15 protein-coding genes are annotated in these 13,097 nt (G+C 71.7%); 7 read left to right on the forward strand and 8 right to left on the reverse strand.

All coding sequences use genetic code 11. The features are described 5' to 3' along the window. Positions 1-5 precede the first annotated feature (5 nt). Positions 6-782, forward strand: a complete 777-nt coding sequence (locus H9I49_RS09500; protein ID WP_370587504.1) for a fructosamine kinase family protein — start codon at positions 6-8, stop codon at positions 780-782. Between the two features lie 167 nt (positions 783-949). Further along, the gene (gene rpmB, locus H9I49_RS09505) at positions 950-1,138 is read left to right on the forward strand and encodes a 50S ribosomal protein L28 (protein WP_020142801.1); all 189 of its coding nucleotides are present in this window, start codon (positions 950-952) and stop codon (positions 1,136-1,138) included. Positions 1,139-1,271: 133 nt separating this feature from the next. On the opposite strand, the gene thiL is transcribed toward rpmB, so the two are convergent. Beyond that, the gene (thiL, locus tag H9I49_RS09510) at positions 1,272-2,240 is read right to left on the reverse strand and encodes a thiamine-phosphate kinase (RefSeq protein WP_188030445.1); all 969 of its coding nucleotides are present in this window, start codon (positions 2,238-2,240) and stop codon (positions 1,272-1,274) included. 218 nt (positions 2,241-2,458) lie between these two features. Here thiL and H9I49_RS09515 point away from each other — a divergent pair, with 218 nt between their 5' ends. Together H9I49_RS09515 and H9I49_RS09520 are read left to right on the forward strand one after the other, a co-directional pair. After that, positions 2,459-2,692, forward strand: coding sequence for an Lrp/AsnC family transcriptional regulator (locus H9I49_RS09515; RefSeq protein WP_030146698.1), 234 nt, complete (start codon positions 2,459-2,461; stop codon positions 2,690-2,692). 119 nt (positions 2,693-2,811) lie between these two features. After that, positions 2,812-3,147 (forward strand): DUF3515 family protein, encoded by a 336-nt coding sequence (locus tag H9I49_RS09520; RefSeq protein ID WP_370587505.1) that lies wholly within the window; start codon positions 2,812-2,814, stop codon positions 3,145-3,147. 32 nt (positions 3,148-3,179) lie between these two features. Here H9I49_RS09520 and H9I49_RS09525 read toward each other — a convergent pair whose 3' ends face one another. Then, a complete protein-coding gene (locus H9I49_RS09525) occupies positions 3,180-4,319 on the reverse strand; it encodes a D-alanine--D-alanine ligase family protein (RefSeq protein ID WP_188030102.1) in 1,140 nt (379 codons plus the stop codon). 49 nt (positions 4,320-4,368) lie between these two features. On the opposite strand from H9I49_RS09525, the gene H9I49_RS09530 reads away from it, so the two are divergent. Continuing rightward, the gene (locus tag H9I49_RS09530; protein ID WP_370587506.1) at positions 4,369-5,451 is read left to right on the forward strand and encodes a PLP-dependent aspartate aminotransferase family protein; all 1,083 of its coding nucleotides are present in this window, start codon (positions 4,369-4,371) and stop codon (positions 5,449-5,451) included. 51 nt (positions 5,452-5,502) lie between these two features. On the opposite strand, the gene H9I49_RS09535 is transcribed toward H9I49_RS09530, so the two are convergent. From H9I49_RS09535 to H9I49_RS09545, 3 genes are read right to left on the reverse strand one after another with little or no spacing between them, the layout of a single operon-like run. Beyond that, on the reverse strand, positions 5,503-5,895 hold the full coding sequence (locus tag H9I49_RS09535) for a YciI family protein (RefSeq protein WP_188030104.1): 393 nt from the start codon (positions 5,893-5,895) through the stop codon (positions 5,503-5,505). 48 nt (positions 5,896-5,943) lie between these two features. Continuing rightward, positions 5,944-6,948, reverse strand: coding sequence for an NAD(P)H-dependent glycerol-3-phosphate dehydrogenase (locus H9I49_RS09540; protein ID WP_370587507.1), 1,005 nt, complete (start codon positions 6,946-6,948; stop codon positions 5,944-5,946). Further along, positions 6,945-7,742 (reverse strand): lysophospholipid acyltransferase family protein, encoded by a 798-nt coding sequence (locus H9I49_RS09545; RefSeq protein ID WP_370587508.1) that lies wholly within the window; start codon positions 7,740-7,742, stop codon positions 6,945-6,947. Before H9I49_RS09545 ends, H9I49_RS09540 begins: the two co-directional genes overlap by 4 nt. Before the next feature lie 113 nt (positions 7,743-7,855). Between H9I49_RS09545 and cofC the strand changes: the two genes are divergently transcribed. Next, positions 7,856-8,734, forward strand: a complete 879-nt coding sequence (gene cofC / locus H9I49_RS09550) for a 2-phospho-L-lactate guanylyltransferase (protein WP_188030105.1) — start codon at positions 7,856-7,858, stop codon at positions 8,732-8,734. 247 nt (positions 8,735-8,981) lie between these two features. On the opposite strand, the gene H9I49_RS09555 is transcribed toward cofC, so the two are convergent. From H9I49_RS09555 to leuC, 3 genes are all read right to left on the reverse strand, one after another. Beyond that, positions 8,982-9,707, reverse strand: a complete 726-nt coding sequence (locus tag H9I49_RS09555) for an HU family DNA-binding protein (RefSeq protein ID WP_188030106.1) — start codon at positions 9,705-9,707, stop codon at positions 8,982-8,984. 285 nt (positions 9,708-9,992) lie between these two features. Continuing rightward, entirely contained in the window at positions 9,993-10,586 is a 594-nt protein-coding gene (leuD, locus tag H9I49_RS09560; protein ID WP_188030107.1) for a 3-isopropylmalate dehydratase small subunit, read from the reverse strand. A 3-nt stretch (positions 10,587-10,589) separates the two neighbouring features. Beyond that, a complete protein-coding gene (gene leuC, locus H9I49_RS09565; protein WP_188030108.1) occupies positions 10,590-12,035 on the reverse strand; it encodes a 3-isopropylmalate dehydratase large subunit in 1,446 nt (481 codons plus the stop codon). A 142-nt stretch (positions 12,036-12,177) separates the two neighbouring features. Here leuC and H9I49_RS09570 point away from each other — a divergent pair, with 142 nt between their 5' ends. Then, the gene (locus tag H9I49_RS09570; protein ID WP_045191628.1) at positions 12,178-12,930 is read left to right on the forward strand and encodes an IclR family transcriptional regulator; all 753 of its coding nucleotides are present in this window, start codon (positions 12,178-12,180) and stop codon (positions 12,928-12,930) included. The last annotated feature ends 167 nt before the right edge of the window (positions 12,931-13,097 follow it).

Consider the following 13,097-nt stretch of genomic DNA (forward strand, 5'->3'; position numbering starts at 1 on the left):
GCCCTGTGTCGAGCGCCTCCACCACCTACCACCGCAAGTCGTGGCCCAGCGCCCCGCCCGGCTTCTACGAGGTCGAGGCCGCCGGCCTGCGCTGGCTCGCCGAGGCGCAGCCACTCGGTGGCGCACGTGTCGTAGAGGTCCGCGACATCGGTCCCGACCACATCGACGTGGCTCGTCTCCACGCGGCCCGGCCCACTCCCGAGGCTGCTGAGGCTCTCGGGCGCGGCCTGGCGGTCACGCACGGCATGGGCGCCCCGGCGTTCGGTTCTCCCCCACCCGACTGGACGGGTGACTCGTGGATCGGGCGGCAGCCCCAGCCCAACCACCCGACCGCGACGTGGGGCCTGTTCTACGCCGAGCAGCGGGTGCGTCCGTTCGTGCGCCGCGCCGTCGACCGTGGCCACCTCGATGCCGCCGGGGCCCGGGTCGTCGACCGGGTCTGCGACCGCCTCGCGTCCGGCGACTTCGACGACGACCTCCCACCCGCCCGCATCCACGGCGACCTGTGGTCGGGCAACGTCGTGTTCACCCGCGACGGAGCGGTCCTCATCGACCCGGCGGCGCACGGCGGGCACGGCCTCACCGACCTGGCGATGCTCGCCCTCTTCGGCTGCCCCGGGCTCGACCTCATCGGCGCTGCGTACGCGGAGGCCGCGGGCCTGACGCCGGGCTGGCGAGCGCTCATCGAGCTGCACCAGCTGCACCCGCTCGCGACGCACGCCTCGTCCCACGGCCAGCCGTATGCCGTCCAGCTCGTCGACGCGGCCCGAGCCTTCGTCTGAGGCGCCGGAGCCGGCGGCCCGGCCGTTTTGTCGTCCCGGCGGCTCGTCGGCTACTCTTGACCGGTTCCCCCCGTACACCTCGGGGTGACGTGCGCCCTCGCGTGCGTCGGCCCCGTCTCAGTGGTGGAGCTCAGCACTTCGTCAACATCGAATTTCAGGAGATACCCGTGGCTGCCAACTGCGACGTCTGCGGCAAGGGACCGAGCTTCGGTCACAACATCTCGCACTCGCACCGCCGCACCAAGCGCCGCTGGAACCCCAACATCCAGCGCGTTCGGACGCTGGTGGACGGTGTGACGCCGAAGCGACTCAACGTCTGCACCTCCTGCCTCAAGGCGGGCAAGGTCGTTCGCTGAACGTCCCTCACCAACGCTGAAGGCCGGTCCCTCGGGACCGGCCTTCTTCGTACCCTCTGGACTGCCGAGTCGAGGCGACTCCTCGCGCCCGGGCGCGACGGCATACCTCGAACCGCTGGGGAAGCGGCAGCCGTCACGCGCCGCTGAAGTGGTCCCAGCCGGTGTGGCTGACCACCCGTCCGGCGACGAGGATCCCCGGCTCCTCGCCCGCCGCCGGCGCGCGGACCTGTCCGACGGCGCGCCACCCGTCGGGCAGCACACCGGCCGGGAACGTCGCGAGGAGCGAGTGCTCCTCCCCGCCGGCAAGCACGCAGTCGAGCGCGGCCTCGGCGCCCAGGGCGTCGGTGAGCACCTCGACGAACGGCGCGAGGTCCGCGGGAGCGAGGTCGATGACCACGCCGCTCGATCGGGCGATGCGGCCTCCGTCACGGAGCAGTCCGTCACTCAGGTCGAGCATCGACGTCGCTCCGGCGGCTGCGGCCGCCGGGCCGGCGGCCAGGGGCGGCTCGGGGCGGCGCTGGCGGGCCACCGCGTTCGGGTGGCGGTCGGCGTGACCGGCCTGCAGCAGGCGCAGCCCGGCGTCGGCGAGCCCCAGCGACCCGCAGACGGCGAGCACGTCGCCGTCGCGCGCCCCCGAGCGGAGCACGGGCTCGCCGTCGAGTCGGCCGAGCGCGGTCACGGACACCATGACGACGCCGGCGGGAGCGGACGAGAGGTCGCCGCCCAGCACCGCGACTCCAGCGGCGACGCAGGCCTCGGCGACACCGGCCACGTGGTCGAGGACCCACTCGAGCGACAGCTCGGGGTCGGCGACGAGCGTGACGAGCACGCCGGTCGGGTGTCCGCCCATGGCCGCGACGTCGGCGAGGTTCTGGGCGATCACCTTGTGACCGATGTCGGCACCCGAGGACCACGCGTCGAGCCAGTCACGACCGAGCACGACCGTGTCGGTCGTCGCGATGGTGCGTTCGGAGGTCCGCAGGACCGCGGCGTCGTCACCGGGCGGGACGAGCAGCTCGTCGGTCACCCCGAAGGTCGGCAGGATCCGTCCGAGCAGCTGGTCCTCGTCGAGCGACCGCAGCGGCGTGCCACCCGTCATCATCGGCCCACGCTGGAGCCGCTGCCGGTTCGGCACGGATCACACACCCTTTCGGTGACGGCCGCTTCACGGGCCCGGTTTCCATGGGACGTGAGGCCCCATGGCAAGGTAGCGTCAGGGCACGGTCGCAGTCACACTGAGGCCTGCCGTTCCGACCGGTCGTCCGACCCCACCAGCGTCTCGGGCGACCGTCCAACGATCGACACACAGTGAGGTGACACGTGGTTCAGGCGTACATCCTGATTCAGACCGAGGTCGGCAAGGCCGCGAGCGTGGCGGAGCAGATCGCCGGGATCTCGGGCGTCACTCTGGCCGAGGACGTGACCGGCCCCTACGACGTCATCGCGCGCGTCGAGGCCTCCAACGTCGATGACCTCGGCCGGCTCGTCATCGCCAAGCTCCAGGACGTCCCGGGCATCACCCGCACGCTCACCTGCACGGTCGTGCACGTCTGAGGCCGACCCTGACCAGACGTCAGCACCTCTCGACGGCGGCGCTCATCAGCGCCGCCGTCGTGCTGTCCGCGTGCAGCCGGCCCCCCGAGGTCGCCCTCGCACCCCAGGCGTCGGCGCCCGTGTGCGCAGCTGCCCGGTGGCCGGCCGACGTCAGCGGCCACCAGCGTGTCCCGACGCAGCCCGAGCACGGCTCCGTCGCAGCGTGGGGCGAGCCCGCGATCATCGCCCGGTGCGGCCTCGACCCGCTCGGGCCCACGACCGACGGCTGCGTCACCGTCGACGGCGTCGACTGGGTGGTGCGTCCGCTCAGCGACGGCTCCGCAGCCACGACCTACGGCCGTGACCCCGCCATCGAGGTCCTCGCACCGGCGCGGTACGGCGCGGTGCCCCTGCTCCTGCCGGCCTTCACGAGCCTCGCGAAGACGCTGCCCGGGAACGGTCGCCGCTGCACCTGACGCGCACCACGCGTATGCCGTGCCGCTTCGTGTCAGCGCAGGCCGGTGCGCCGCTCGAGCGCCAGCGAGATGAGCTCGTCGATGAGGTCGGGGTAGTCGAGGCCCGACGCCGCCCACATCCGCGGGTACATCGAGTGCGGCGTGAAGCCCGGCATCGTGTTGATCTCGTTGACGATGACGCGGCCGTCGTCGGTGTAGAAGCAGTCGACGCGGGCCAGCCCCTCGCAGCCGAGCGACTCGAAGGCCTCCGCCGCGAGTCGGCGGACCTCCTTGCCGACCTCCTCCGGCACGTCGGCCGGGCAGCTGAGGTCGACGTCCGCCTCGGCGAGGTACTTCGCCTCGAAGTCGTAGAAGGAGTGGTTGTCGTGCACCGCGATCTCGCCGACCTCGGAGGTGCGCGGCCCGTCGAGGCCGTGCCCCTCGAGGACGGCGCACTCGATCTCCCGACCCGCGATGCCGGCCTCGACGAGGACCTTGGGGTCGTGCAGGCGAGCGGCCTCGATGGCGGCCGCGAGGTCGGCCGGGTCATCGACCTTGGTGATGCCCATCGAGGAGCCCGCCCGGGCGGGCTTGACGAAGACCGGGTAGGACAGGCCGGCGCAGGCGTCCATCGCGGCGGTGGGGTCGGTGCGCCAGGCGCGGTCGGTGATGACGGCATACGGCCCGACGGGAAGTCCGTGCCCGGCGAAGACGACCTTCATGTAGTGCTTGTCCATGCCGGCGGCGGAGGCGAAGACGCCCGAGCCGACATAGCGCACGTCGGAGAGGTCGAGGAAGCCCTGGAGCGTCCCGTCCTCACCGAACGGACCGTGCAGCAGTGGGAAGACGACGTCGACGGTCCCGAGCTCCTGTGGCGGCTGCCCTGCCTCGAGCACCGTCAGCGCGGTCTCCCGCGTCGACAGCGGCAGGACGACGTGCGCGTCGCTCGGCTCGACCTCGGGCGTGCGGCCCGCCGTGAGCTCGAAGCGGGACGGGTCGTCGGCGGCGAGCACCCACTGGCCGTCGCGAGAGATGCCGATGGGCACGACGTCGTACTTGCTGCGGTCGATGGCTCGCAGCACGCCCGCTGCGGTGGCGCAGGAGACGGCGTGCTCGGAGGATCGTCCTCCGAAGACGATGGCGACGCGCGGGCGGCGGCTCGGCTGGTCGGGCTGGGGCTGGTCCGTGGTCATCAGACGAGACTCTATCCGGAACCCGCGGGGCCGCTCGTACGCTGAGGACGTGGCCTCAGACGCGGATCAGCACCTGCACGTCGAGACGTTCCTCGTATCGGCGGGCCGTCCCGACCGCTCGGCGGGCTCCTCGGTCAACGTGCCGGTGGAGCTGACGTCGACGTATGCCGCTGACGGCCCCGTCAACTACGCCCGCTCCGGCAACCCGACGTGGAACGCGTTCGAGGAGGCTCTCGGTGGTCTCGAGCGCGGCCGCGCCCTCGTGCACGCCTCAGGCATGGGAGCCATCTCGGCGGCTCTCTCGCTCGTGCCCGTCGGCGCCACCATCGTGGCGCCCGACCAGACCTACAACGGCACCGGTGACCTCCTCGTCTCCCACGAGAAGGCCGGCGGCACCGTGGTGCGTGTGCACGCTGCCGACACGGCGCGGTTCCTGGCCGCACTGGAGTCGGCCGACCTGGTGTGGATCGAGTCCCCGACGAACCCGCTGATGGACGTCACGGAGATCGACGTCGTCCTCGCCCGGGCGCGCGAGCTCGGGGTGACGAGCGTCGTCGACAACACGCTCTCGACGCCGCTGCTGTGCCGCCCGCTGGAGCTCGGTGCCGACGTCGTCGTGCACTCCGTGACGAAGTACCTCTCGGGCCACAGTGACGTCGTCCTCGGCGCGACCGTCGTCCCCGACACCGACCGCGGCCGCGAGATCGGCGAGCGGCTGCTGCGTCACCGGACGCTGCACGGCGCCATCGCGGGACCGCTCGAGGTCTTCCTCGCCCTGCGTGGTCTGCGCACCCTGTCGCTGCGGTTCGAGCGGGCGAGCGCGACCGCGGCTGAGCTCGCCCGTCGCCTGGCGGGGCACCCAGCGGTCTCGCGGGTGCGCTACCCCGGCGCGGGCGCCATCCTGTCGATCGACGTGGCCGGCGACGCCGACGCGGCGGAACGGGTCTGCGACGCCACCCGGCTGTGGCTGCACTCGACGAGCCTCGGTGGCGTCGAGTCCCAGGTCGAGCGCCGCCGCCGCCACCCGACCGAGTCCGAGCAGGTGCCGTTCAACCTGCTGCGCCTGTCGGTCGGCATCGAGCACGTCGACGACCTGTGGGCCGACCTCGACCAGGCCCTGCGCGCCATCTGACGACACCGTGCGGTCCAGCCCGCTGCTGCACAGGGTGGGCAGCCCGGCCCGTCAGTCGTCGGGCATCGACCGGCGGTCCCCGACCCGGCGCTCGGCGAACGGGAACGCCAACGAACCGGCACGCACCCACCACTCCATGACGTCGTATTCGAGGCGCCCTGCCATGACGGACGGGTCACCGTCCGACAGCCGTGCGGCGTCGACCGCGTCACAGGCAAAGATCGACATCCCGCGGTACGTCGGGTCGCTCTGCTCGTCGAACGGCCCGTTCACGACCAGTACGCCGCGTCGCACCAGCTCGGCGCGGTAGGCCAGGTGGCGTGACTGAAGGGCGTCGAGGTCGTCATCGGACAGGTTCGGTGCCCTCATCGGCCGGCGAAGGACCACGACCGTGTAGACGTCGAACGCGTCGGGAACGTCGGGAACGTCGGGATCGGATGGCATTGGTTCGCTCCTCGTACGCTCACGGCTCGATGTGAACGACTCACGCGCTCAGTGCTTCTCGGCCTTGAGGTCGCGCGACATGAGGCGAGGGCCGACCTCGGTCGCCGAATGGCCGTCACGGATGACGGCGACGACCTGCTCGCAGATCGGCATGACGACATCGTGCTGCTCGGCGAGCGTGAGGATCGACTCGCACGACTTCACGCCTTCGGTCGTCGTGCGCAGCTCGGTGGTGGCCTCGGCGACGGTGCGCCCCCGACCGAGCCGCACCCCGAAGGAGTGGTTGCGCGAGAGCGGCGACATGCAGGTGGCGATCAGGTCGCCGACACCGGCCAGCCCCATGAAGGTCTGCGGGTGCGCGCCGAGCGCAAGGCCCAGGCGGGTCGTCTCGGCCAGCCCGCGGGTGATGATCGTGGCCTTGGTGTTGTCGCCGAACCCCATCCCCTCGGCCATGCCCGAGGCGAGCGCGACGACGTTCTTCGTCGCACCGCACACCTCTGCGCCGATGACGTCGGTGTCGGTGTACGGGCGGAAGTAGGGCGTCGCGCAGGCGCTCGCGACGAGCTCGGCGGTCGCCATGTCGGTGCACGCGACGACGCCCGCCGCAGGCTGCTTGCGGGCGATCTCGGGCGCGAGGTTGGGACCCGACACGACGACGATGCGGCCCTGCTCGACGGACGCGGCCTCGGCGATGACCTCGCTCATGCGCATCGTCGTGCCGAGCTCGACGCCCTTCATGAGCGAGACGACGGGCGCCCCCGCCGGGATCGCGGCACTCCACTGGGAGAGGTTGGCACGCAGCGTCTGCGACGGGACGGCGAGCACGACGATGTCGGCGCCGTCGAGGGCCTCGTCGGCATCGGTCGTGGCACGGACCGACGGCGGGAGGTCGAGCTCGGGCAGATAGGCGTCGTTGCGGCCCGCGTTGATCGCGTCGGCGACCTCCGGGCGCCGCGCCCACATCGACACGTCACAGCCCGCGTCGGCGAGGATGACCCCGAACGCGGTGCCCCAGTTGCCGCTGCCCATGACTGCGACGCGCGTCGTGCTCACGGCTGCTCCTCGCCGTCGTCCGTGCGCTTGCTGCTCCCGGCGTCGTGCTGCCGCAGCGGGTCGCCGGTCTCGGGGAGGCCGCGGCGGCGGGGGTCGAAGCGCTCGGTCGGCCGCTTCTCCTCGCGGAGCTCCTCGAGCAGCACGGTGATGCATTCCATGAGCCGGTCGGTCACCTCGCGCAGCACCTTCGTGTCGATCGGGCGTCCGTAGAGGTCGGACAGGTCCACTGGCGGGCCGGCATACATCCTCATCGTCTTGCGCGGGAGGATCGAGGGGCGGTGGCCGTAGGGCGGCAGGATCTCCTGGGCACCCCACTGCGCGACGGGGATGAGCGGGCAACGGGTCTCGAGCGCGACGCGTGCGGCGCCCGTCTTGCCGCGCATGGGCCAGAGGCCAGGGTCACGCGTGATCGTGCCCTCGGGGAAGATGCCGACCGCCTTGCCCGCCCGCACGGCCTCGACGGCGGCGCGGTAGGAGTCGGCAGCGGCGACCGAGTTGCGGTAGACCGGGATCTGTCCGCACTTCCTGAGCAGCCAGCCGACGACCGGGATCGCGAAGAGGCTGTCCTTGCCGAGGAAGTAGGCCTCGCGGCCACTGTCGTACATGAAGTGGGCGAACACGAGTGGGTCGGCGTACGAGATGTGGTTCGGCGAGACGACGAACCCGCCCTCGGCCGGGAGGTTCTCCAGCCCGCGCCAGTCCCGCTTGGTCAGGCCCATGAGCAGAGGGCGGAGCATGAACGCCACGAACCGGTAGGCCCACGGCAGCCGCCTCGAGCGCACGCCGGCTGTCACAGTCCACGTCCTCCTCGTCGTGCGCACGCCGGTCGACGTCGCTGGGCTTCATCTTGTCCACCTCACGGCGCGGTGTCGAGCAGCGCGGCGGCGAGTGGGACGATATGGCCAGCATGACGACCTCCTCCGCGGCACCTCACGAGCCCCTCGTCTCCGACAGGGCCGTCGACTGGCACGTGGTCGTCCCCGTCAAGGACACGGGGCACGGCAAGTCGCGCCTGGCCCGCGCCGTGGGCTCCGACCGGGTCGAGCTCAGCGCCGCGATCGCGAACGACACGCTCGCGGCGGTCCTCGATGCCGTGGGCCCCGACCGGCTCGTCCTCGTGACGGGGGACGTCCGGCTCTCGGCCGCCTGGCGCGCACGTGGCGCGCACGTCGTCATCGACCCCGGCAACGGCCTCAACGCCGCGGTCACCGAGGGTATGCGGTACGCCGGCCCGGGTGCACAGGTGGCGGCCCTGCTCGGCGACCTCCCGGCTCTCGATGCGGCGTCGCTGGAGGCGGCTCTCGCGGCGGCCGGCGACGCGGGCGAGTCGTTCGTGCCCGATGCCGACGGCACGGGGACCGTCATGCGGTGCGGGACGGGGTTCACGCCGAGGTTCGGCGCAGACAGCGCCTCGCGCCACGCGGCCGACGGCGCTGTCCTGCTCGACCTGCCGCTTCCCCGGCTGCGCACCGACGTCGACGACGCGAGGAGCCTCTCGCAGGCCCGCCGGCTCGGGCTCGGGCCGCAGACACGCGCCGTGCTCGAGCACCGGGCGTCTGGTTGGATCAGGAGCATGCAGGCATCGGTTCACCGCTTCGACCCCGAGACGCACACGGGGAGCGTGCTGCGCGACGACGGCGTGGAGCTCCGGTTCGAGGCCGCCGCGTTCGACGCCAGCGGGCTGCGGCTGCTGCGGGTCGGCCAGCGGCTCACGATCGACGTCGTCGACGACCATGTCGTGGGCCTGCGCATCGTGGGGGTCGGCGCCGGCCAGGCCATCCACTGACGCGGCGCCGTGCCGCGTTGACGGGGCGTTGACGGGGCGCTGACTCGGCCCTGACTCGGCGCTGACGCATCGCTGGCGCGGCGCGCATGTGACCCGGACGTGACCCGCTCGCGGGGGGCGCCGGCACGACGTAGCGGGCGTGCGCGCCCGCGGCCGGGCACGGAGGTGGGCCCGGCCGTCAGCGGCCGAGCCCACCTCCGTGTCGCACACCGTCACGGCCCTGTGGAGTGTGACGGCGGGGCGACGGTCACCTCGAGGCGGTCTTCCTGGCGGTCGTCTTGCGCGCGGTCGTCGTCTTGGCGGCGGCCTTCGTGGTCGTCTTCTTCGCGGCGGCTCGGGCCGGGGCGGCCTTGGTCGTGGTCTTCTTCGCAGCGGCTCGGGCCGGGGCGGCCTTGGTCGTGGTCTTCTTCGCGGCGGCCCTCGCCGGAGCGGCCTTGGTCGTCGTCTTCTTCGCCGCAGCCTTGGCCGGAGCGGCCTTCGTCGTCGCCTTCTTCGCAGCGGCCCTCGCCGGAGCGGCCTTCGTCGTCGTCTTCTTCGCCGCAGCCTTGGCCGGAGCGGCCTTCGTCGTCGTCTTCTTCGCAGCAGCCTTGGCCGGAGCGGCCTTGGTCGTCGTCTTCTTCGCCGCAGCCTTGGTTGCCGGAGCCGCCGAAGAGCCGGCGGAGGCGCGTGAAGCGGCGGACTCGGTCTTCGAGAGCTTCTTGGCGCCGGAGACGACGTCCTTGAAGTTCGTGCCCGACCGGAACTTGGGGACGCGGGTCTTCTTGATCCGCACGGTCGCCCCGGTCTTGGGGTTGCGCCCGGTGCGCGCGGCGCGGTCGGCGCGCTCGAAGGTGCCGAAGCCGGTGATGCCGACCTTGCCGCCCCTGGCGACCTCGCGGATGACGACGTCGAGGAATGCCTCCAACGAGTCGGATGCGACCTTCTTGCTGCCGAGCTTGCTCTCCAGCGCGTCGATCAGTTCTGCCTTGTTCACGTCTTCCCCTCCAGAGGACTGTCGGCGTCAGGCGACCCGACGATATGCGTCCGGAACCGGTCCGGCTACCTCCTGACGTTAGGCCGACTCGCCCTGCGCGTCCATCACCAGTCACTGGGTTTTTCGTTGTGTCGCAAGGACTTTGACGTCCCGACAACCCGCCGGCTGGCCAGTCACTGGCCGAACGCGAACGTCCGGATTGTCCGCAAACGAAAGCGGATCCCATTGCGCCGCAATGGGATCCGCTGTCTGGTCATCTCGTCTGAGGCGTCGGACCGCTGGGGATCAGGCTGGCGTGGTCACCGGTTTGTGGCTCGGACGCGCCGACTCGAAATCTGCGACGAGATCCTCGTGTCGCAGGGTGAGTCCGATGTCGTCGAGCCCCTCGAGAAGGCGCCAGCGGGTGTAGTCGTCGATGTCGAAGAGGGCCACGATCTCGCCGGCGTGGACGGTGCGGCCGACGAGGTCGACGGTGATCTCGGCGCCGGGGTTGTTCTCGAGGTACTTCCAGATCAGCTCGACATCGTCCTGCGCGACGATCGCGGTGAGCAGTCCCTGCTTGCCGCTGTTGCCGCGGAAGATGTCGGCGAAGCGCGAGGAGATGACGACGCGGAAGCCCCAGTTCATGAGGGCCCAGACGGCGTGCTCGCGACTCGACCCCGTGCCGAAGTCGGGCCCGGCGACGAGGACGGAGCCGTCGGCATACACGGGGTTGTTGAGGACGAACGACTCGTCCTTGCGCCAGGCGGCGAAGAGGCCGTCCTCGAAGCCGGTGCGCGTGACGCGCTTGAGGTACTCCGCCGGGATGATCTGGTCGGTGTCGACGTTGCTGCGGCGCAGGGGGACGCCGACGCCGGTGTGCGTCTCGAACTTCTCCATGGCTCAGGCCTCTCCGGTCGTCGCGGACGCGAGCTCACCCTGGGGCTGGCCGGCGGTCTGCAGGTCGGCGGGGCTGGACAGGGTGCCCCGGATGGCGGTCGCGGCCGCGACGAGCGGGCTGACGAGGTGAGTGCGGCCACCCTTGCCCTGGCGGCCCTCGAAGTTGCGGTTGGACGTCGACGCGCTGCGCTCCCCCGGCGCGAGGGTGTCGGGGTTCATGCCGAGGCACATCGAGCATCCGGGCAGTCGCCACTCGGCGCCGGCCTGGGTGAAGATCTTGTCGAGCCCCTCGGACTCGGCCTGGAGTCGTACCTTGGCCGAGCCCGGCACGACGAGCATCCGCACACCGTCGGCGACGCGGTGGCCGCGAACCACGTCGGCAGCGGCACGCAGGTCCTCGATACGGCCGTTGGTGCACGAGCCGACGAAGACCGTGTCGACCTTGATGTCGCGCAGCGGCGTGCCGGCCTCGAGGCCCATGTAGGCGAGCGCGTTGGCGGCGGCGAGGCGGTCGCTCTCGTCGGCGAACGACTCGGGGTCGGGCACCGAGTCGGAGAGCGGTAGGCCTTGCCCGGGGTTCGTGCCCCACGTGACGAACGGCGTGAGAGCGGAGGCGTCGAGATCGACCTCGGCGTCGAAGACGGCGTCGTCGTCGGTGCGCAGCGCGGTCCACTCGGCGACGGCGGCGTCCCAGTCGGCGCCGGTCGGCGCATGGGGGCGGCCCTCGAGGTAGTCGAAGGTCGTCTGGTCGGGGGCGATCATGCCGGCGCGGGCGCCGGCCTCGATCGACATGTTGCACACCGTCATCCGCGCCTCCATCGACAGGGCCTCGATGGCCTCGCCGCGGTACTCGATGACGTAGCCCTGACCGCCGCCGGTGCCGATCTTGGCGATGACTGCGAGGACGATGTCCTTGGCGGTGACTCCGGCGGGCAGCTGTCCGCGGACGTTGACCGCGAGGGTGCGGAACGGCTTGAGCGGCAACGTCTGGGTGGCGAGCACGTGCTCGACCTCGGACGTGCCGATGCCGAAGGCCAGGGCCCCGAAGGCGCCATGGGTCGAGGTGTGGCTGTCACCGCAGACGACGGTCATGCCGGGCTGGGTCAGACCGAGCTGGGGGCCGACGACGTGGACGATGCCCTGGTCGGCGTCACCCATGGGATAGAGGCGGACGCCGAACTCCTCGCAGTTGCGGCGCAGCGTCTCGACCTGGATCTTCGACACGGGGTCGGTGATGGGGCCGGGCGTCGTCGGGACGTTGTGGTCCTCGGTGGCGAGCGTCAGGTCGGGCCGGCGGACCGGTCGCCCGGCGAGGCGCAGCCCGTCGAAGGCCTGCGGGCTGGTGACCTCGTGGAGCAGGTGCAGGTCGATGTAGAGGAGGTCGGGCTCCCCCTCGGCGCGACGTACGACGTGTGCGTCCCAGACCTTCTCGGCCAGTGTCCCTGCCATGACTTCCCTCCGCGGCGGCGTTCCCTGTGTCGAGCGCGTGCGCCATCGAGGACCTGGTCGCGACATCGCTCTTGGGCAAGCGTGAACCTTTTGTGGGCCCAGTGGATTGACGTCTCAGTGCCTGAGACGTCAGTATCAGTGCATGGACAACTCTTCTGGAGTCGGTGTTCTCGACAAGGCCGCCACGGTGCTCGGCGCCCTCGAGGCGGGTCCGGCCACCCTCGCCCAGCTCGTCGGCGCCACCGGACTCGCCCGTCCGACGGCCCACCGTCTGGCGGTCGCTCTCGAGCACCACCGACTGGTCTCACGCGACATGCAGGGCCGCTTCGTGCTCGGCCCGCGCCTCGGCGAGCTGGCCTCTGCCGCGGGCGAGGACCGCCTCCTTGCGGCGGCCGGTCCCGTGCTGGGTGCCCTGCGCGACCACACCAACGAGAGCGCGCAGCTCTTCCGCCGGCAGGGGGACCAGCGCATCTGCGTCGCGGCCGCCGAGCGGCCGGTCGGCCTGCGCGACTCGATCCCCGTGGGCGCGACCCTGTCGATGCTCGCCGGCTCCGCCGCCCAGGTGCTGCTCGCGTGGGAGGAGCCCGACCGGCTGCACCGCGGGCTGCAGGGCGCGGCCTTCACGGCCACGGCGCTGTCCGGCGTGCGCCGTCGCGGCTGGGCCCAGAGCGTGGCCGAGCGCGAGGCCGGGGTCGCATCGGTGTCGGCCCCCGTGCGCGGCCCGTCCGGTCGCGTCGTGGCGGCCGTGTCGATCTCGGGCCCCATCGAGCGCCTGTCGCGCCAGCCCGGCCGTCTGCACGCCGCGACCGTCGTCGCGGGAGCCAACAAGCTGACCGAGGTCCTCCGCCGCCACCACGCGATGCAGCAGCAGCAACAGCAGCAGCAGAACGCCTGACACCGTCGGCCGAGGCGCCACCGGAGCACGTCCAGCAACACAGCGTTCGCGCCGCCCCGTCCATCGTCGTGCGGGCCCGCGAGGCCGTCCGGAGCCCGTCGAGGACCGGACATTGCACAACAGATCGGTCACGATCTGTATCAGCACCCCCACTCGGACAACCTTTT

Source organism: Terrabacter sp. MAHUQ-38 (assembly GCF_014518425.1).
GTDB lineage: Bacteria > Actinomycetota > Actinomycetes > Actinomycetales > Dermatophilaceae > Terrabacter.

Excerpts from the sequence above, each read along its gene's own strand:
- thiL (WP_188030445.1), bottom strand. The coding sequence starts at position 2,240 with ATGATGACGGGTGGCACGCCGCTGCGGTCGCTCGACGAGGACCAGCTG.
- H9I49_RS09525 (WP_188030102.1), bottom strand. The coding sequence starts at position 4,319 with ATGACCACGGACCAGCCCCAGCCCGACCAGCCGAGCCGCCGCCCGCGC.
- H9I49_RS09535 (WP_188030104.1), bottom strand. The coding sequence starts at position 5,895 with ATGCCATCCGATCCCGACGTTCCCGACGTTCCCGACGCGTTCGACGTC.
- cofC (WP_188030105.1), top strand. The coding sequence starts at position 7,856 with ATGACGACCTCCTCCGCGGCACCTCACGAGCCCCTCGTCTCCGACAGG.
- leuD (WP_188030107.1), bottom strand. The coding sequence starts at position 10,586 with ATGGAGAAGTTCGAGACGCACACCGGCGTCGGCGTCCCCCTGCGCCGC.
- leuC (WP_188030108.1), bottom strand. The coding sequence starts at position 12,035 with ATGGCAGGGACACTGGCCGAGAAGGTCTGGGACGCACACGTCGTACGT.
- H9I49_RS09570 (WP_045191628.1), top strand. The coding sequence starts at position 12,178 with ATGGACAACTCTTCTGGAGTCGGTGTTCTCGACAAGGCCGCCACGGTG.